Source organism: Halomonas litopenaei, from assembly GCF_017303055.1.
GTDB classification, from domain to species: Bacteria; Pseudomonadota; Gammaproteobacteria; order Pseudomonadales; family Halomonadaceae; genus Halomonas; species Halomonas litopenaei_A.
In genome coordinates this window covers 244,417-262,203 of the sequence record NZ_JAEKJT010000007.1, presented here as the reverse complement: position 1 = coordinate 262,203, position 17,787 = coordinate 244,417, and the positions used below count along the sequence as shown (strand labels likewise).

The window sequence follows — 17,787 nt, the reverse complement described above, 5'->3', positions numbered from 1 at the left end:
ACCGTCAAGCCCCGGGGCCGCATTCCAGGCAGCGCTCGGTGATGGCTGGACCTCTGCGCAGGCTGACATTCAGATCCCTCAGCGCAGTTCTCAGGCCTTCCTCCACCACCGGATGGTAGAAAGGCATTTCCAGCAGACGGTCAACGGTCAGTCGTTGGTCGATGGACCAGGCCAGCAGGTGGCCCAGGTGTTCCGCCCGAGGGCCGAACATTTCCGCGCCGAGGAGAATTCCTGTGCCGTGTTCAGCGTAGAGCCGCAGCTTGCCCCGGTTCTGACGCATCACTGTGGAGCGTCCCTGATCCTCAAAGGAGACCTCTCCGATGGCCACGTTGCTCAGGTGTTCATCCCGACGCTTCAATTCAGCGTAGCCCATCCCCGCGCTTGCCATCTGTGGATCGGTAAAGACAACTGCCAACGGTGTGCGTCGCCGCCCGGCTCGGATCTCCGGGTAGCGACCAGCATTGTCTCCAGCGATACGTCCTTCATCGGAGGCCTCGTGCAGCAAGGGCAGGTCCTGATTGGCATCGCCGGCGATAAAGATGGGAGCCGCTTGGCCGTCATCAAAGCGACACTGCATGGTAAGCCGGTCAAACAGCGGTACACCGCGCTCGTTAAGCTCGAGCCCCGTCTTGTGAAGGTCCAGGCGATCCACATTCGGTCTGCGTCCCGTGGCGGCCAGCAGGTAGTCGAAACGTTCGCTCTTTTCGGTGTCGCTGTCGCGGCAGTGGAAGGTCACCACCACCTGGTCTCCCTCACGCGCTACGCGTTTGACCGTGGCGTCCGGATCCAGCGGGAAGTCGTCATTGAAAGTCCTGTCGGCTACCTGCTTGAGCTCAGGGTCACCCAGCGGACCAATCGCCCCACCCACGCCGAACATGCGCACCCTGACGCCCAGATGACTGAGCGCCTGGCCCAGCTCAAGCCCGATGACGCCGGGACCAAAGACCACCACCGACTCCGGTAGATCCTGCCACTCGAACAGGTCGTCATTGATGATCAGTCGGTCACCTGCACCATTGAGGAAATCGGGCCAGGAAGGGCGAGAGCCGGTGGCAATGACAATGCGCTTGGCCTTGATGCGCGTGTGCTCGCCCACCACCAGCGTGGTGGCATCTTCAAAGCGGGCCGCTCCCAGGATGCGATCTTCGTCCTCGATGCGGGACATTGACGACATCACGCTGCCTACGAAGCGGTCGCGCTCACGTCTCAAGCGTTCCATCACTGCCCGGCCATCGACGCTGACACCGCTGACCTTGATACCGAAGCCTTCGGCGTCGTTGGCTTGGTGCGCCACATCGGCTGCCGATATCAGCAGTTTCGACGGCATGCATCCCACCCGCGCACATGTCGTGCCGAATGCCCCCGACTCGATCAGCACCAGCTTGTCGGTGTGCTGGCGGGCTGCGTGCCAGGCGCCGAGTCCGGCGCTTCCTGCACCGATAATTGCGATATCGACCTGTCTTTCCTGCATGATATGTCTCCTTGAGCGATGGCAGCCTGGGGTAAGGGAACCCATAGGCACAGCCTCTATCAAAAAGGTAGGACAGGAGGTACTCATTGCCCCATAGATCAGGCGTCACTGTTACATCAAAGCCTGCATTGGCACACTTGCACGATCAGACCCGTGACGGCCCTCGATGAGGTTGAGGGTGCTGGCGTGACAAAGGGCGGCGACACAGGCGCCTTGCCGCGTCGATCATTGGGCTCCCGTGCCGATGACCATGACAGAATGAGGAGGAAACGGATCCGTGGATGCGCGTGAATATCTAGCCCGTAAAGGGCTTGATGGCGAACGAGATCGAGAGCGCCCCAACACCCTGGAAGAAAAGGCCTGGGATCGTGCTCGTGAGTCCAACGACCACCGTCCCAAGGCGGGCACGCCCCATGACTGGGAGGACTGGGAGCGCTATCACGAGGTGCTGGCTGAGGGCGCGGATCGGCTGGAACAGAAGATCGACGTTGATGCCCATCGTCAGGCGTCACCGACCGAAGCCGATAAGCCATCGTCACAGGCGTCGGGGGTGGAGCAATACCTTCCCCCGATAAAGCAAGACGGGGGGGCCGAGGAAAAGACGTCGAGTGAGCCAGCCACAGATGACGCGGCCTCGAACACACCCACCGCAGAGGCCAACCAGCATGGGGTAAGTGATACGGACAGCAAGGCCTCGGGTAAGGCGACCAATAGTGAGTCCCAAGTGGCATCGGCCTTGATGGCGTCTCCGGCAGCCAGGCTCGCGCTGATGCTGCTGGTGCTGTTGGTCCCTCCACTGGCCGTCGCTGTCACTGAGGGTGGGGCGCGCCGCGTCTCCATTGCCTTTCTGCTGACCTTGCTGGGTTGGTTGCCCGGCGTGTTGTATGGCGCCTGGTGGCTGAAGCGCATCAATCACTGATGCCAGCTCACCGCCACACCCGCTGAGGCTAAGGCGACAGGCGATGACGTTCTAAACTGACAGCGTGGGCGCTGCGGCGCTGCGCTGGAGGTGTTGTGGACTTCATCGCGTTCGTCGGATCTGTTCAGCGCTTGCTGGGTATCGCGTATACTCCCGTAAACTTTTTAGGCGGAAGGAGTTTACGGTGGGCTATCTGGTCGTGGTCACTGTCCTTTGGGCATTTTCGTTTTCGCTGATCGGTGTCTATCTCGCCGGCCAGGTAGACAGCTATTTTGCCGTGATGCTGCGCGTCAGCCTGGCGGCACTGGTCTTTCTGCCCCTGCTCAAGCCACGCCTGCTGGCAGGTCAGCAGCGCCTGATCCTGATGGCGCTGGGTGCCGTCCAATTGGGCGTGATGTACATCTTCTTCTATCAATCGTTCTTGCTGCTGTCGGTACCTGAAGTCCTGCTGTTCACCATCTTCACTCCGCTTTACATCGCTGTTCTGGACGACCTGGCGTTTTCCCGATTCACCCCTTTTCACCTGGTCACGGCGGGCTTGGCGGTGTTGGGGGCGGCGGTCATTCGCTACCACGGCGTCAACGAGGACTTCTGGTTGGGCTTTCTTGTCGTCCAGGGGGCGAACCTCTGTTTTGCGCTGGGCCAGGTCGGTTACCGGCGGCTGTCCGCGGCGCTTCCGGAGGAACTGCCGCGTCACAGCGTGTTCGCCTGGTTCTACCTTGGCGCTGCCTGTGTGGCGCTGCCGGCCTTTGCCCTGTTGGGCGACAGCAGCAGCCTGCCCACGACCTTGACCCAATGGGGCGTACTGCTGTGGCTGGGGCTGGTTGCCTCAGGGCTCGGCTTTTTCCTGTGGAACCTGGGCGCCGTCAGGGTGGACGCCGGAGCCTTGGCCATCATGAACAACATGCTGATCCCCGCGGGCCTGGTCGTGAACCTGGTGATCTGGAATCGCGACGCTGACCTGCCGCGCTTGCTGCTGGGTGGCGCGATCATCGCCGCCTCGCTGTGGCTGAATGGTTGGTGGCAGCGGCGTCGAGGCCAAGCGTTGGTGTAAGCGTCAGGCCTCGTTTGCCCCGCCGCGTCCCCCTCGCCATAATGAGCGGTCGTCAAGGGAAGGATGCGTGGATGCAATCGTTCAAGAACATCGGGCTGATCGGGCGCCTGGGCAGCGCCAAGGTGGTCGAGACCCTGAAACGCCTGATTCGGTTTCTGGATGATGGCGGGTACCACGTCATCATTGAAGATCGCACGGCGTCAGCGCTGTTGGAAAGAGGCCATGCCGAGGCCAGTAGACGCATGCTTGGCGAGCTGTGCGACCTGGTGATTGTCGTCGGTGGCGATGGCAGTTTGCTGGGAGCCGCGCGCACCCTGTGTCGCAGCGGAACCTTGGTGCTAGGGGTCAATCGAGGCAGGCTGGGCTTTCTGACCGATATCTCGCCAGACGAGCTGGAAGCCCGGGTAGGGGAGGTGCTGGCGGGCCATTACGAGGTCGAGCAGCGCTTTTTGCTGGACGCCGAGCTGTATCGTGGTGATGCGTTGGTCGGCAGCGGCGATGCGCTGAACGAGATCGTGCTGCACCCGGGCAAGGCGGTGCGCATGATCGAGTTCGAACTGTTCATTGATGGTCAGTTCGTTTACAGCCAGCGTAGCGACGGTCTGATTGTCGCGACACCCACTGGATCTACCGCCTATGCGATGTCCGGTGGCGGCCCGATCATGCATCCCAAGCTCGACGTGGTGACCCTGGTCCCCATGTTTCCCCATACCCTGTCGAGTCGCCCCATCGTCATCGATGCCGATTGCGAGATCCGCTGTCATATCGGTGAGACCAACCAGACCTACCCGCACATCAGCTGCGATGGGCAGACCCGTGCCGTCGCCAAGCCCGACGATGTCCTGGTGATTCGCCGCAAGCCTCAGAACGTTCAGCTCGTACACCCCCTCGGGCACAATTTTTACGACGTCCTGCGCAGTAAGCTGGGCTGGAGCAACAGGTTGGGAGACTGAGGTGAGTCGACTGGACGGTTACGATCTGATCGGCGATGTGCACGGCTGCGGGGCGACCCTGGCAACGCTGCTCGAGCGTCTTGGCTATCACCTGCGCAATGGCGTCTATCGCCACCCCCATCGCAAGGTCATCTTCCTTGGCGATCTTATCGATCGCGGACCGCGTATTCGCCTGGCGGTCACCATTGCGCGACGCATGGTGGAGGAGGGCGAAGCCTACATTGTGCTTGGCAATCACGAAATCAGCGCCTTGACCTACACCCAGAAGGCGCCGCCAGGCCATGGCCGTGAATGGCTGCGTCCGCATACGCCTCGTCATAACCGCATCATTCGGGAGACGCTTGAGCAATATCGCGATCATCCCCAGGAGTGGGACGATGCTCTTGCCTGGTTCCGAGAGATTCCGCTGTATCTGGAGATGGATGGCATTCGTGTCGTGCATGCCTGCTGGGATACGGCTCTGGTCCAGGCCTTTCAGCAGCTACGGCCTGACGGGCGTGTGGATCAGGAATTTCTGCTTCGCGCCTCCCAGCATGGCACCCTCGAGTCGCGTATCCTTGAGCGCCTGACGCGTGGCGGTTCCATTCCATTGCCTGAGGGCATTGCGATTCATTCTGGAGACGGCTTTACTCGACGCAGTTTTCGCACCCATTTCTGGGCAAACAGCCCCGTCACCTGGGGGGATGTGGTGTTTCAGCCGGACAACCTGCCCGGCGATCTCGAGAGTCGTCCACTCAGCGATGCCGAGCGTGCCTCCCTCGGCTACTATGGGCCCGATGAGCCACCGCTGTTCATTGGCCACTACTGGTGCGAAGGAATACCGGCGCTGCCAGCCCCCAACGTGGCCTGCCTGGACTACAGTGCGGTGAAGTACGGACGCCTGGTCGCCTATCGCTACAGCTTCGAGTCGCGACTCGATGCCAACCATTTTGTGTGGGTGCCAGTGCCTCGAGATGTCAGTCAGCGACCCCTGCCGAGGGAGATTACTTTCGACTGATACAAAGCGTTACATTAAATTTTGCCGACGAGTTGAACCCTTTGGGCAAGTGGACGTCTGAATAGGTGTTCCCTTGAATGATCCCTTGCTCTTGTCCGGCGGCCCCCTCCGCCGGACTTTTTGTATGCGCAGCATTTGTATGGGGAAACCCGTACACAGGCATGACGTGCAGCGCGTTTATCGCCACTCCATGGAGACGCCATGTATCGGGTCTTGCTGATACCACATGAGATCGACACCCGCGAACTGCGTCAGGCGCTGTGGGCGCAGCGCATCAGCCATCGCATCACGCAAGACGAAGAGGGACAAACCCTGTGGCTGGCCGATCTCAAGCAACGTGATGCCACGGCCGAGCTGGTCAGGCGCTGGCAACAGGGTGAGGCGATGCCTCCGCCGACAGCCTCGAGGTCGCGTGGCCAGGTAGATTGGGCGTTGCTGTTGCGTCAGCATCCGGTGACGCTCGCGACGCTGGCGCTGTGCGTTGTGGTATTTGCAGCGATCGCCGTGTGGGGAGACATGGTGCTTGCCTGGTTGGCGATCGTGCCGCTGGGCATCAGTCAGGGCGCCCTTGCTGTCGGTACCATTCCTGACGCCCTGGCATCGGGGCAGGTGTGGCGGCCCTTGTCGCCGATCTTCCTGCATTTTGGCTGGATGCACCTGGTCTTCAACATGATGTGGTTGTGGTACTTCGGACGCCAGGTAGAGCGCCTGAATGGGCCAGGAAGAATGCTGATCATCGTCGTGCTGGCGGGGCTGGCGGGCAACCTAGCCCAGTATGCCACCGGCACGGTGCTGTTTGGTGGCATGTCCGGCGTCGACTTTGGCCTGCTGGGGTATGTCTGGTTGATGTCTCGGCGGGCTCCCAGCAGCGGCTTCTTCGTGCCCCAGATGCTGGTGGTGTTCATGCTGGGCTGGATGATCTTCACCATGACCGATCTGGCGGGTTTCGTCGGCTTTGGCAATGTGGCCAACGAGGCTCACCTGGGCGGATTGCTCGTGGGGCTGCTGCTGGGCTGGTATCATTCACGCACATCACGCCGACACTAGAGCGATCCCATGAGCGACATGACCTTCGAGCGAATGATTTCCCAAATGACGCCGGCGATCTATCAGAGCCTGAAACAGGCGGTATCGCTGCGCAAGTGGCCAGACGGGCGGATGCTGACCCCCGAGCAGACCGAGCTTTGCATGGAAGCCGTGATGCGCTACGAGCATGAAAATAACGTGCCCGAGGACAGCCGTATTGGCTATCTCGAGCAGCGTACCTGCGGTGCGGCTGCCAGTGGTGCGGGGGTATCCGCGGAGATGGCGGGGCTTGCCCGGGATGCCAGTCGTGACTGAAGTGCTTGCCCACGGTTGTCTGTCCAAGATGGGGGTCGAACCCGACTCCCCCGCGCGCTATACCCTCAAGGCTGGCGAGAACCGTCTGCCGCTCAACGACTACCTGGGCCACACCCTGCGCCTCGAGTGGAGTGGCGCCATCGCCTGCACCCACTGTGGGCGAGCCACCAAGAAAAGTTTTGGCCAGGGGCACTGCTATCCCTGCTTCAAGCGCCTCGCCCAGTGTGACAGCTGCATCATGAAGCCTGAGCTGTGTCACTTCTTCGCGGGGACCTGTCGTGACCCACAGTGGGGTGAACGCTTCTGTTTTCAGCCCCATGTGGTGTACCTGTCCAATGCTTCCGGGCTCAAGGTCGGTATCACCCGCGGTACTCAGGTACCTACTCGCTGGCTGGACCAGGGTGCCATTCAGGCACTGCCCATTCTCGAGGTCGATACGCGCCAGCAGTCGGGCTTCGTCGAAGTGCTGTTCAAGGAGGAAGTCTCTGATCGCACCAACTGGCGAGCCATGCTCAAGGGCCAGGTCGAGGAGCTGGACCTGGTGGCCGAGCGTGATCTTTTGCTGGAGCGGCTATCGAGCGGGCTATCGAGCCTGCGTGAGCGTTTCAGTGCTGATGCCATCCGGGTGCTGGATGATAGCGTTCGGCATTTTGCCTACCCTGTACTGGAACATCCCACCAAGGTGACGTCGCATAACTTGGATAAACATCCGGTGGTGGAAGGTACCTTGATAGGCATCAAGGGGCAGTACCTGATGTTCGATAGCGGAGTGATCAACCTGCGCAAGTACACCGGGTACGAGATTTCCCTCGCTGCTTGAGGTTCCTCTGCCGCCTTGCCAGGATCGCCCCAGTCAATGACGCGGTGGATGGTAAGAGCCAAGGAGAGGTGCCATGTACGTGCTGCATATTGCCAATCGTCAGATGTCATCCTGGTCACTGCGGGCCTGGATGACCCTGCGCCAGGGGGATATCCCCTTCGAGCTGGCCTTTCACCCGTTTGATGAGCAGGGCGACAGCTTTGACGCCTTTCGTCGCTTCTCACCCAGCGGCAGGGTCCCTTGTCTGCACGATGGCCATCAGGTCGTGTGGGATTCTTTGTCCATTGTCGAGTATCTGGCTGAGCGCCATCCTGGCGTCTGGCCCGCTGACCCCGGGGCTCGGGCCTGGGCCAGAAGTGCCTGCGCCGAGATGCACTCAGGGTTTCTCGCACTGCGCGAGCAGTGCCCAATGCACTGTGCCTTGCGCGTCAGGCTCCATCAGCTGAGCCCCGAAGTGTTGCGAGATATCGAACGTCTCAATGAGCTGTTTGAGGATGGCTTGGCGCGCTTTGGCGGCCCTTACCTCGGCGGCGGGGCGTTTTCTGCCGTGGATGCCTTTTTCGCCCCGATAGCCTTCAGGCAGCAGACCTACGATCTTCCCATGGAGGGTCAGGCGCGAGACTATCTTGAGCGCCTGCGCGCGCTACCTGCGATGCAACAATGGCAAAGCGAGGCGCTGGAAGAGCCCTGTCGCGAGCCGGAGCTTGAAGCGCAGATCCACGCCAGTGGAACCGTACTGACAGATCTGCGCTAAAGGACAGCTAGCGTGCCTGTGCTGACCGGATTGTATAAACCAACCTATGCTTACTCACCTGTGCTGGCCGGACGGATGCGTCAGTCTTTTGAATCGGGTTCGCTGGCCTGCGCTCTTGGTGGCATCAGGTGCTTGGGCAGGTTCTGGCGTCTGGCATCTGTCCTCGGTCCATAGTAGGTCGACAGGTAGTCGAGAATGGTGTCTTCCATTTCCGGGTTGAATTGCCAAAGGCCCTGGGTCTCCTGCATCCAGTCGATCAGGTAGGCCCAGTGGTCGCGTGAGCCGCGATTCTGGGTCACCAGGGCGGCCGAGTGACAGATGGTGCAGTTGCCCTTGACCGTTTGCCAGCCTTCGCCCATCACGAAGCCGCTGTCAGGATCGATACCAGGTCCCTCATCGGCAGAAGCCACCGCCGACGTCGCCGGTCCATCGTCCTGGGCGGCTGCCGGAGCCAGGCCCAACGGGCTAAACAGTACCGGGCCGACCAGCAGGCTGACCAGCAGTGGTCTGGCCTCCCTGCTCGCTAACGTGATACGTAACCCCATGCCTGTTCCCTCCCTCAGCCGACGTGAACCGCGATGCGATGGCAGGCGTTGTTGAGATAGCCCTTGGGATTCCATCCAGGGACCACCATGGGCTGCGACGCGCCGTGCTGGTCAACGGCCCTGGCCCAGACCTCGTAGTAGCCGGGTTCGGGGAACGCAACCTGGGTGCTAAAGCGCTGCCAGGCCAGGCGGTTGGGCGCGTCTCTCAAGCTGGCCTTGTGCCAGGTGGCGCCGAAGTCAATCGAGGTGTAGACCTCCGAGACGGACAGGTCACCGGCCCAAGCGTGGCCGCGCACCTCCAGCGGCTGGCCCTGTGCATGTTCGATGCCAGAGCGGGGATAGGTGATCAATGACTTCACCGGCATCGACTGGATGGTGACAAAGTCCTCCTTGGCCACCTCGGTGCCCGGGGCCACTGGGTTGGCCGGTATGCTGTAGGAAGGTGGTGCCATCTTGGCCCCATCGTGCTTCTGATTGCGCACGACGATCTGCTTGAGCCACTTGCCCGATACCGAGCCCGGCCAGCCACCGCACACCAAACGTAGCGGGTAGCCATTCTGGTAGGGGATATCTTCACCGTTCATGGCCCAGGCAATCAGCGACTCGTCCTCCAGGGCTTTTTTCATCGGCACGCCGCGAGAGATCGCCTCCTTGTCGGCGGCTCCGCTGGCATGGCGGTCGGCGCCGTAGTAGCCGATATAGACGGCGTCCTCGGCCACGCCGCAGGTTTCCAATACGTCACGCAGACGGACGCCGGTAAAGGTCGGGCAGGCCACCGCACCAGTGGTCCACTGATTGCCGCTGGCCCCAGGGACGAACTCGCTGCGACCGTTGCCGCCGCACTCTACCTGCAGTTGGTAGGTGTGTGCGGAGAAACGCTCTTGCAACTCGGCGATGGTAAAGGTGGTGGGGTTGAGGCATGACTCACCGCTGATTTCCAGCGTCCAGGTGGCGGGATCGATCTCGGCTCGTTCCGGGGGCAGACCGTTGTTACGCACGAACATGTAGCGGGCCGGGGTGATGTCGTCGTCAAGCAGGTGGGCCGGTGTCTCGGCGTTGATCGGTCTGTCGTTGAGAACGATCAGCCCCTCCTTGCCTTCAATCTCGAAGGCTTCTTCGCTCTGGGCCAGGGCGGCGGGAATCAGCCCGCTTGGCATATGCCTGGCGAAGGGGATGCTGGCGCCTAGTGCAGCGCTCATGGCCAACAGGCTGGACCTTCGCAAGAAACCTCGTCGACTGACAGGGTCCGTTTCACGGCCCCACAGAAGTCGGTCGGCTTGGATGGGGTCTTCTCGGTACAGGGCGTGCAGGCCCTTGGTGCGCCGGCGCATGGGGGCTCCTTATCGTTATTTGGTCTTTCGTTATGCCAGGGTGTTGTCAGAGTAGGCAGTCCCGTAGTGACCGGCCAGGCCAGTGGCGTATCGATGATGGAACCAGCATAGGACGAAGCGTCAGACGAAGCGGTTCTGCAGCACGAGGCGTTTGTGCAGCTAGAAGCGGTTCTTAAGTGAGGTCAGGCGAGATGGGCCGCGAACGCCGCCAGCAAGGGTGACATCGCAGAAGGTACGACAGTCAGAACAGTGACCCCTGCCGCTGGGGAGGCCTGAAGCTGGAGGTATCCAGCGTCGTTTCATCGCGCTGTGGCAGGCCAAGGCGACGGCAGGCCTTACGGTAGCGCTGATCGAGCAGGTCGGCGAAGACTCCTTGGCCGCGCATGCGGTGACCAAAACGGCTGTCGTAGTCCTGTCCGTTGCGACACTGGCGAATCAGGCTCATCACCTTTGCTGCGCGTTGTGGGTAATGATGCTCGAGCCACTCTGCAAACAGTGGGGCGACTTCATGGGGTAGACGCAGCAGCATCCAACCTGCACTGCTGGCCCCCGCGTCTTTCGCAGCGGTCAGCAAGGTTTCAAGCTCATGATCGGTCAATCCGGGAATGACCGGCGATATCAGGGCGCCGGTGGGGATGCCGAGAGCCGCCAGCTCGTGCAAGGTTTTCAGCCTTGCCTTGGGCGAGGCAGCCCTGGGCTCCAAGCGCCGTTTGAGATCGTCATCCAGGCTAGTGAGGCTGATCATGACCTTGACCAGCCGCCGTCGCGCCAAGGCCTGTAACACCTCCTTGTCGCGCAGGATCAGCGTGCTCTTGGTGATCAAGGTGACCGGGTGTCGGCATTCCAGCAGCAGCTCAAGTAACGCCCGCGTAGAGCGGTACTCGGCTTCGATGGGTTGATAGGCATCGGTATTGCCGGACAGGTTGATGGGGCGGCAGACGTACTGTGGTTTGCACAGCTCTTCACGAAGCCGCTCCACCAGCCCGGTTCGGGCGATCAGGCGTGTTTCGAAATCGATCCCGGGGGACATGTCCCAATAGGCATGACTTGGCCGCGCATAGCAGTAGATGCAGCCATGCTCGCAGCCTCGGTAAGGATTGATGGAACGGTCAAAGGGCAGATCGGGTGAGCGATTCCACGACAGGGCGCTCTTGGCGGATTCTGTTGCCGTTACCGTAGCGATGCGCTCGGGCATCGCCTCCTGCCACCAGCCATCATGCTCCGCTTCGCTGCGGGTCGGGGCAAAGCGGTTGGCCGGTGAGAAGGTGGCACCGCGTCCCTTGATCGGATCCATCGGGTCTGATCCTCGGCCGTTTTCGATGGTCATAGGTTAGTAGATAACTGTTTTTATATCCAGTGTTTTGGCGCTCGCGAGGGAAGGGGGTGCAACCGCAAGAGGCCGCCCAAGGGCGGCCTCTTGTTGGTTTACCAGGGAAGCGTTATTGCTTCGGCGTAAAGGAGCCGGCTTCCTGGCGCTGGGGGTATTCTTCAAAGGTGGCCATGAAGTCCGCCACGATCTTGCCTACCGGACCAAAGGCATACATGCGACGCAGCTGCCAGTCGTCATAGTAGGAAGAATCCAGCGGGGCTGCCTCGAAGGGGTCCGCCTGCAGGTCGATCAAGAGCGGGGCCTTGAGCTGGGTCTGCGGACGCCGCCATGCGTCCATCCCCTCGTGCTCCTGGATGCTGAAGTGGGCCTTGAAGCGATCGAAGCGCACGGCACCCAGCGAACCGTCATCGACGAAGGCGAAGAAGGTGTTGCGCGGCCATTCGCCGGCATCTTCGGCACCGGTAAGGTTAGGCAGCAGGTTGTAGCCATCGAGGTGGACGTTGAAGTCCTTGTCACCGGCGCTGTAGCCGTCGAGCAGCTTCTGCTTGATGTCGGGCTCACCCGCGGCGGCGATCAGCGTCGGGAACATGTCCTCCAGTGACAAGATCTCGTTGGAGACCTGTCCCGGTGCGATATGGCCCGGCCAGCTCATCATGAATGGAACGCGAATACCCCCTTCCCAGGTGGTCGCCTTTTCGCCGCGGAAGGGCGTGGTCCCGCCATCCGGCCAGGTAAACTTCTCGGCACCATTGTCGGTGGTGTAGACGATGATGGTGTTGTCATCAGCGCCCAGCTCTTCGAGCTTGTCGAGCAGGCGACCCACGAGAGCGTCATGTTCGACCATACCGTCGGCGTAGACACCCAGTCCGGTGCGGCCTTCGCTCTCATCCTTCAGGTGGGTGAAGATGTGCATGCGGGTGGTGTTGTACCACACGAACCAGGGCGTATCCGAGGCTTCCTGGCGCTCGATGAAGTCCTCTGTCGCGGCCAGGAATTCCTCATCGATGGTTTCCATACGCTGCTTGGTCAGCGGGCCGGTATCCTCGATCTGGCCATCGGCGGTGGAGCGAATGACGCCACGTGGGCCGAACTGCTCACGGAATTCTGGGTCACCCGGGTAGTCGGGGTTTTCCGGTTCTTCTTCCGCATTCAGGTGGTAGAGGTTGCCGAAGAACTCGTCGAAGCCATGATTGGTCGGCAGGTACTCGTCGCGGTCACCCAGGTGGTTCTTGCCGAACTGGCCGGTGGCGTAGCCCATCGGCTTGAGGATTTCGGCGATGGTGGGGTCTTCCGGCTGCAGGCCGAGGGGGTCCCCTGGCATGCCAATCTTGAGAAGACCGGTTCGCTTGGGTGACTGGCCGGTGATAAAGGCAGAGCGACCGGCGGTACAGCTCTGCTGGCCGTAGGCGTCGGTAAAGCGAATGCCTTCCTCAGCGATGCTATCGATATTGGGTGTGGTATAGCCCATCATGCCGTTGTTATAGGCACTGGTGTTGAACCAGCCGATATCGTCACCCATGATGACCAGGATGTTTGGCTTGTCCGATGAGTCGTCCTCTTCGGTAGCCGCGGCAGGCTGGATGCTTGCGGCAAGGCTGACAGCTGCCAGCGATGCCACCACGATGCCCTTCCAGGGCGTACTGGATACCGACGAATGCAATCTCATGATCACTCCTTTTCGTTAGCGTGTTTCAGTGCATGATGCGAAAACGGCTTGGTTACCGCGGTGGTGCTGCGGTATTTCCGGGTCTTGCGACGCCTCGCCGGGTCTGGCGTCTTGAAGCGTGAGGGTAGGGTCCTTGTTTGCCATGGGAGAGGGGGTCGCGTTTTCCTTAAACGCGACGCACTGAAGCATGCGTAAGGCATGCCTCAGTGCGTAAGGCGACTGCAGATCAGCATAGTTGCTGAATATCCTGTGTCGATATGACATTTCGGCAACTCCCTGATCATTATCAATGTTATGAGACATTTATGCCGGGCAGAGCGGCATTCCGCAGGCGCCAGCATCCACTCGTGCGTGATCGCCGTGGGTTCGCATGTCTTCCAGATGGCGTTACTGCCGTCAGCAGCCGTTCGGTGGTCAGCTGGCCGTTTGAACGTGCGCTTCCAAGGATTTCCGAGGCCTGCAGCTGGAGTCTGGTGGCAGCGTCTAAGGGATGCGCTCCCTCAAGAGGGGCTGGCTGGGCGGAGCACAGGAGGGAGGTCGACTCAGGGCGTTGTACACGCCACTCAGGTGATGCAGAAGCCATTGAGGCGATCTGCTAAGCTCGCCCTTTCGACTCCGCCGCTGTCGTCCGGCGAGCGGACCACTTGAAACGCCGCTGTATGCAGCGCTCCAGCCCACCGGATGATCTGACGTGCCCGAGCTGAACCCGCCCCCGACTCTCACCGAGCTGCTTGACAGCATTCCTCCTCTGGATCCTCTGGCACGGCAGCGCGCCTGCGCTCGTCTTGACCGTCTGACCAAGCCGCCGGGTAGCCTGGGCAAGTTGGAACACCTTGTGGCGGACCTGGCGGCAATGACCGGGCAGGCATTGCCGCGTGTCGACCCTCCTGCCGTCATTGTCTTCGCTGCCGATCACGGGGTAGCGGCGGAGGGCGTGTCGGCGTTTCCTGCCTCCGTCACGGCGCAGATGGTGGCCAACTTTGCCCAGGGTGGGGCCGCCATCAATGTTTTCGCCAGACGCCTCAAGGCTCGCCTGGAAGTGGTCGATGTAGGTGTGTCCACATCCTGCGCGGGAGTGGCAGGCGTTGTCGTTGATCGAGTCAGAAGCGGCACCGGCAATATCGCCAGGGAAGATGCCATGAGCCAGGATGACGTGCAGGCTGCCCTGAACGTCGGTGTCCGCGCCGCGCGGCGTGCCACCGATCAGGGTGCCGGGTGCCTGATCTTGGGGGAAATGGGGATCGCCAATACCACCGCGAGCAGTGCCTTGCTGGCCGCCTTTACCGGGCTCTCGGTGGATGCCGTGACCGGACGCGGCACGGGTATCGACGATCAACGTCTACGCCATAAGCGTGAGGTCATCGGCAGGGCGCTGGCCCGTGGAACCGGGCGCACTGCACTGGATACCCTGGCGCGGTTCGGTGGGCTTGAGATTGTGGCCATGGCGGGAGCCTGCGTGTCCGCTGCGGCCAGTCGCACCCCGGTGCTGGTAGATGGTTTTATCGCCACGGTGGCGGCGCTCGCCGCGACGCGCCTGGCCCCCGGTGTGCGCGACTACCTGGTGTTTGGTCATCGCAGCGATGAAGCGGGGCATGGCGAGGCCCTGGCCGCCCTCGGCGGGGAGCCACTGCTGGCGCTCGGCCTCAGACTGGGCGAGGGCAGTGGGGCTGCCTTGGCCTATCCGCTGCTGCAAAGCGCCTGCGACATGCTCGCAGAAATGGCGACCTTCGATGATGCCGGCGTCGATGCTGGCCAATGAGTGTCGATGGCAGCGAAGGGAGTCGGTGGGCCTCGATGAATGCAGCAAGCGAGTGGCAGGCGGTCCTTGCCGATAAGGCGCCGGAGGGCTTGTCCTGGTTTGAGCCGCTGGGCCTGGCCCCCTTCAGCAGTGTTGGGCTCATCGTGGTGGTGCTGGCGCTGATCCTGGACCTGTGGCTGGGTGATCCTCGCTGGCTGCCACACCCGGTGGTGGGGATGGGACGCTTGATTGCCAAGCTGGAGAGCGTCCTCAATCGTGGCAGCCAGATAGGGCGTCGCCTCAATGGCATAGCGCTGGTGCTGATCGTGGTGGGGCTGGTGTGGGCCGCATCGGCGTTCGCCCTTGGCCTGGCAGCCTCCGTCAGCCCCTGGTGGGGCCTGGCGCTGGAACTGCTGTTGATATGGACGTGCCTGGCCTGCCGAGGATTGGTGCTGGCAGCGCGGCAGGTGGCGGTTCCTCTGATGGCCGGCGACCTGGCGAGCGCACGCCTGGCGGTGTCGGCGATCGTGGGGCGCGATACTCGCGAGCTCGATGAGACCGGTGTGACCCGCGCCTGCGTGGAGAGCGTGGCCGAGAACACCGTCGACGGTATCACCGCCCCCCTGTTCTGGGCGCTGGTAGGCGGAGCGCCGCTGGCGCTGGCTTACAAGGCGATCAATACCCTGGATTCCATGGTCGGCCACCGCAGTGAGCGCTACCTGGCGTTTGGCTGGGCAGCGGCGCGACTCGATGACCTGGTCAACCTGGTGCCGGCACGGCTGACGGCGCTGGCCATGTGGCTGGTCATGTGGCTGTTCATGTGGCTAGTCCGGTGGATAGTGCCAGCGCCTCTGCGCGGCGACTATCAGGTGCATGGCAATGTACAGGGCGCGCTTGGTGCGACCCGCCGCCAGGCACCGTCTCACCCCAGTCCCAATGCGGGCTGGCCTGAAGCCATGGTGGCAAACCTGCTGGGCGTGCAGCTGGGAGGGACCAATCGGTATGGCGAGCAGGTCAGCCGGCGCGCCGTACTCGGCACACCGTTGCAGCCACTGAGGCCTGCACACATTGCGGCGGCGATTCACTGTCTTTACGCCGGCACTCTGGGCAGCCTGATAGTGATGTCGTTGGCGATACTGGCTCTGGGGAGTGTGGCGTGAATCAGCGAGGGACGAAGGCGGACTGGCCCGAACACGGCGGGCAGGGCGTGGCGTTGCTGCAGCGGCTCGGCCTGGCGGGGACCGAACCGCGGCTCGACCTCAGTGCCAGTCTCAACCCCCTGGGGCCTCCCGATTGGCTGGCCGATTGGCTGAAGGACAGCCTGGAGAGCGTCCGGCACTACCCTGATCCTGGCCACCCCGCGGCCTATGCGGCCTTGGCAGCCGCGTTGGGTCTCGGCGCTGATCGGTTGCTGTTGACCAATGGCGGCGCCGAAGCCATCCATCTTGTGGCCAGTGCATACCGAGGCGGGCGCGCGCTGATCGTCGAACCCACCTTTGGAGAGTATGCGCGAGCTTGCGCGCTCAACGGGATCGCCGTCGAGCGATATGAGCTGAATCCCGAGGGTGCGCCGCTGGATATCGAACGGTTGACGTCTCGCCTGGACGCCTCCGCCGACAAGGTCGATCTGATATTCCTCTGTCGGCCCAACAATCCCACCGGTGCCTGCATGGCCCGCGAGGACGTGGTGACATTGCTAGAGGCGGCAAGACGCCGTGGGGCTCTGGTGGTGGTGGACGAGGCCTTTGTCGACTTTGCCGACCCTGGAATGTCATTGACGGCGCTGGTGGACCAGGGGCTGCCGCTGATATTGCTGCGCTCATTGACCAAATTTTACGCCCTGGCTGGCCTGCGCCTTGGCTACCTGGTGGCGTCAGCGAGCTGCTGTCGACGCCTGCAGCGTCATCAGCCAGCGTGGAGCGTCAATGGACTGGCCAGTGCTCTGGTGCCGGCCCTTCTGGCGGATACCGACTTTGCCAGCAGGACGCGGGACTGGGTCATGGCCGAGCGTGCCTATCTGCCACCGGCGCTGGGCAGGCTTGGCCTGGTCGCCCTGCCGACCCAAGCCAACTTTGTCCTGTTTCGCCCGCCAGGGGCGCCATCCCGAGCAAAAGGTGAAGGCCTCGTCAGACACCTGGCGCGTGATGGCGTCTTGGTTCGTCACACCCACACCTTCGCTGGCCTCGACGGTGCCTGGGTGCGTGTGGCATTGCAGCAACGACAGGGGAATCAGCTGCTGATACGGCGGCTGGAAGAGTGGCGCGATTCGCCACAGGCAGAGCGGTGGGGCAGCGGCGCATGATCGTCTTTATCGCGGGAGGCGTTCGCTCCGGAAAGAGTCGTATCGCTGAACAGGCGGCTCTTGCGCTGCACGCTGACAGGCCCAGTAGCCAGCTCTGGTATCTGGCGACGGCTCGCTCCAGTGACCGCGAAATGGCGGCTCGAGTGGCCCGTCACCGGGCCCGCCGTGATCGCCACTGGCGCACCCTGGAAGCACCGCTGCAGCTGCTCGACCCCTGGCGTACCGTGGCTCCTGGCGATAGCGTCCTGCTGGATTGCCTGACCCTATGGACAAGCCAACGCCTGTTTGCCGACGGCATCGATCCCGGCCCAAGGCGCCAGGCAGCACGGCTTGCTCAGGCGGAGCTGGCGGCCGTACTGGCCGATGCGCGTCAGCGGGATATCCACTTGGTCGTGGTGTCCAACGACCTCAATGAGGAGCTACCTGCCCAGGATGCGCTGGTGCGCTGGTATGTGCGAGAACTGCAGCGGCTACATCGGCTGTTGGCACGTCGGGCCGACCGGGTGATCGAAGTGGTGGCAGGGCAGATGATTGAGTGGCCGGCAGTGGCAGGTAGTGGCAGGTAG

17 protein-coding genes are annotated in these 17,787 nt (G+C 62.1%); 12 read left to right on the top strand and 5 right to left on the bottom strand.

The window, feature by feature from the left end; all coding sequences use genetic code 11:
• Positions 1-4 precede the first annotated feature (4 nt).
• Positions 5-1,471: a dihydrolipoyl dehydrogenase gene (locus JF545_RS15500; protein ID WP_206943541.1), complete on the bottom strand. Its 1,467-nt coding sequence runs from the start codon at positions 1,469-1,471 to the stop codon at positions 5-7.
• A gap of 277 nt (positions 1,472-1,748) precedes the next feature.
• On the opposite strand from JF545_RS15500, the gene JF545_RS15495 reads away from it, so the two are divergent.
• The 8 genes from JF545_RS15495 (at position 1,749) to JF545_RS15460 (ending at position 8,309) form a co-directional block, all read left to right on the top strand.
• The gene (locus JF545_RS15495) at positions 1,749-2,390 is read left to right on the top strand and encodes a YqaE/Pmp3 family membrane protein (RefSeq protein ID WP_206943540.1); all 642 of its coding nucleotides are present in this window, start codon (positions 1,749-1,751) and stop codon (positions 2,388-2,390) included.
• 184 nt (positions 2,391-2,574) lie between these two features.
• Positions 2,575-3,444, top strand: a complete 870-nt coding sequence (locus JF545_RS15490) for a DMT family transporter (protein ID WP_206943538.1) — start codon at positions 2,575-2,577, stop codon at positions 3,442-3,444.
• 71 nt (positions 3,445-3,515) lie between these two features.
• On the top strand, positions 3,516-4,397 hold the full coding sequence (locus JF545_RS15485) for an NAD(+) kinase (protein WP_206943535.1): 882 nt from the start codon (positions 3,516-3,518) through the stop codon (positions 4,395-4,397).
• Between the two features lie 10 nt (positions 4,398-4,407).
• Complete coding sequence (locus tag JF545_RS15480; RefSeq protein WP_206943638.1) at positions 4,408-5,394, top strand: metallophosphoesterase; 987 nt, start codon at positions 4,408-4,410, stop codon at positions 5,392-5,394.
• A gap of 201 nt (positions 5,395-5,595) precedes the next feature.
• The gene (locus tag JF545_RS15475) at positions 5,596-6,441 is read left to right on the top strand and encodes a rhomboid family intramembrane serine protease (RefSeq protein WP_206943533.1); all 846 of its coding nucleotides are present in this window, start codon (positions 5,596-5,598) and stop codon (positions 6,439-6,441) included.
• A gap of 9 nt (positions 6,442-6,450) precedes the next feature.
• A complete protein-coding gene (locus JF545_RS15470; protein WP_206943524.1) occupies positions 6,451-6,735 on the top strand; it encodes a YeaC family protein in 285 nt (94 codons plus the stop codon).
• Positions 6,719-7,555: a DUF2797 domain-containing protein gene (locus JF545_RS15465; protein ID WP_409995519.1), complete on the top strand. Its 837-nt coding sequence runs from the start codon at positions 6,719-6,721 to the stop codon at positions 7,553-7,555. Before JF545_RS15470 ends, JF545_RS15465 begins: the two co-directional genes overlap by 17 nt.
• Positions 7,556-7,628: 73 nt before the next feature.
• The gene (locus JF545_RS15460; RefSeq protein ID WP_206943522.1) at positions 7,629-8,309 is read left to right on the top strand and encodes a glutathione S-transferase family protein; all 681 of its coding nucleotides are present in this window, start codon (positions 7,629-7,631) and stop codon (positions 8,307-8,309) included.
• 80 nt (positions 8,310-8,389) lie between these two features.
• Here JF545_RS15460 and JF545_RS15455 read toward each other — a convergent pair whose 3' ends face one another.
• The 4 genes from JF545_RS15455 to JF545_RS15440 all read right to left on the bottom strand — a co-directional run bounded on the left by JF545_RS15455 (position 8,390) and on the right by JF545_RS15440 (position 13,181).
• Positions 8,390-8,854, bottom strand: coding sequence for a hypothetical protein (locus tag JF545_RS15455; RefSeq protein WP_206943520.1), 465 nt, complete (start codon positions 8,852-8,854; stop codon positions 8,390-8,392).
• A gap of 14 nt (positions 8,855-8,868) precedes the next feature.
• Positions 8,869-10,185, bottom strand: coding sequence for a sulfite oxidase (locus JF545_RS15450; protein WP_206943518.1), 1,317 nt, complete (start codon positions 10,183-10,185; stop codon positions 8,869-8,871).
• Positions 10,186-10,426: 241 nt separating this feature from the next.
• A complete protein-coding gene (locus JF545_RS15445) occupies positions 10,427-11,479 on the bottom strand; it encodes a PA0069 family radical SAM protein (protein ID WP_206943516.1) in 1,053 nt (350 codons plus the stop codon).
• A 145-nt stretch (positions 11,480-11,624) separates the two neighbouring features.
• On the bottom strand, positions 11,625-13,181 hold the full coding sequence (locus JF545_RS15440) for an arylsulfatase (protein WP_206943514.1): 1,557 nt from the start codon (positions 13,179-13,181) through the stop codon (positions 11,625-11,627).
• A gap of 691 nt (positions 13,182-13,872) precedes the next feature.
• On the opposite strand from JF545_RS15440, the gene cobT reads away from it, so the two are divergent.
• Genes cobT through JF545_RS15420 form a run of 4 tightly spaced genes read left to right on the top strand, consistent with a single transcriptional unit; the run spans position 13,873 to position 17,787 of the window.
• Positions 13,873-14,940, top strand: coding sequence for a nicotinate-nucleotide--dimethylbenzimidazole phosphoribosyltransferase (gene cobT / locus JF545_RS15435; protein WP_431606266.1), 1,068 nt, complete (start codon positions 13,873-13,875; stop codon positions 14,938-14,940).
• A 35-nt stretch (positions 14,941-14,975) separates the two neighbouring features.
• Positions 14,976-16,079 carry an adenosylcobinamide-phosphate synthase CbiB gene (cbiB, locus tag JF545_RS15430; RefSeq protein WP_206943511.1) on the top strand — a complete coding sequence of 368 codons (1,104 nt, stop codon included), beginning with the start codon at positions 14,976-14,978 and terminating at the stop codon, positions 16,077-16,079.
• Positions 16,076-17,221 (top strand): threonine-phosphate decarboxylase CobD, encoded by a 1,146-nt coding sequence (cobD, locus tag JF545_RS15425; RefSeq protein ID WP_206943509.1) that lies wholly within the window; start codon positions 16,076-16,078, stop codon positions 17,219-17,221. Before cbiB ends, cobD begins: the two co-directional genes overlap by 4 nt.
• The gene (locus tag JF545_RS15420; protein ID WP_206943507.1) at positions 17,218-17,787 is read left to right on the top strand and encodes a bifunctional adenosylcobinamide kinase/adenosylcobinamide-phosphate guanylyltransferase; all 570 of its coding nucleotides are present in this window, start codon (positions 17,218-17,220) and stop codon (positions 17,785-17,787) included. The genes cobD and JF545_RS15420 overlap by 4 nt, the downstream gene beginning before the upstream one ends.

Excerpts from the sequence above, each read along its gene's own strand:
- JF545_RS15500 (WP_206943541.1), bottom strand. The coding sequence starts at position 1,471 with ATGCAGGAAAGACAGGTCGATATCGCAATTATCGGTGCAGGAAGCGCC.
- JF545_RS15485 (WP_206943535.1), top strand. The coding sequence starts at position 3,516 with ATGCAATCGTTCAAGAACATCGGGCTGATCGGGCGCCTGGGCAGCGCC.
- JF545_RS15475 (WP_206943533.1), top strand. The coding sequence starts at position 5,596 with ATGTATCGGGTCTTGCTGATACCACATGAGATCGACACCCGCGAACTG.
- JF545_RS15470 (WP_206943524.1), top strand. The coding sequence starts at position 6,451 with ATGAGCGACATGACCTTCGAGCGAATGATTTCCCAAATGACGCCGGCG.
- JF545_RS15465 (WP_409995519.1), top strand. The coding sequence starts at position 6,719 with ATGCCAGTCGTGACTGAAGTGCTTGCCCACGGTTGTCTGTCCAAGATG.
- JF545_RS15460 (WP_206943522.1), top strand. The coding sequence starts at position 7,629 with ATGTACGTGCTGCATATTGCCAATCGTCAGATGTCATCCTGGTCACTG.
- JF545_RS15455 (WP_206943520.1), bottom strand. The coding sequence starts at position 8,854 with ATGGGGTTACGTATCACGTTAGCGAGCAGGGAGGCCAGACCACTGCTG.
- JF545_RS15450 (WP_206943518.1), bottom strand. The coding sequence starts at position 10,185 with ATGCGCCGGCGCACCAAGGGCCTGCACGCCCTGTACCGAGAAGACCCC.
- JF545_RS15445 (WP_206943516.1), bottom strand. The coding sequence starts at position 11,479 with ATGGATCCGATCAAGGGACGCGGTGCCACCTTCTCACCGGCCAACCGC.
- JF545_RS15440 (WP_206943514.1), bottom strand. The coding sequence starts at position 13,181 with ATGAGATTGCATTCGTCGGTATCCAGTACGCCCTGGAAGGGCATCGTG.
- cbiB (WP_206943511.1), top strand. The coding sequence starts at position 14,976 with ATGAATGCAGCAAGCGAGTGGCAGGCGGTCCTTGCCGATAAGGCGCCG.
- JF545_RS15420 (WP_206943507.1), top strand. The coding sequence starts at position 17,218 with ATGATCGTCTTTATCGCGGGAGGCGTTCGCTCCGGAAAGAGTCGTATC.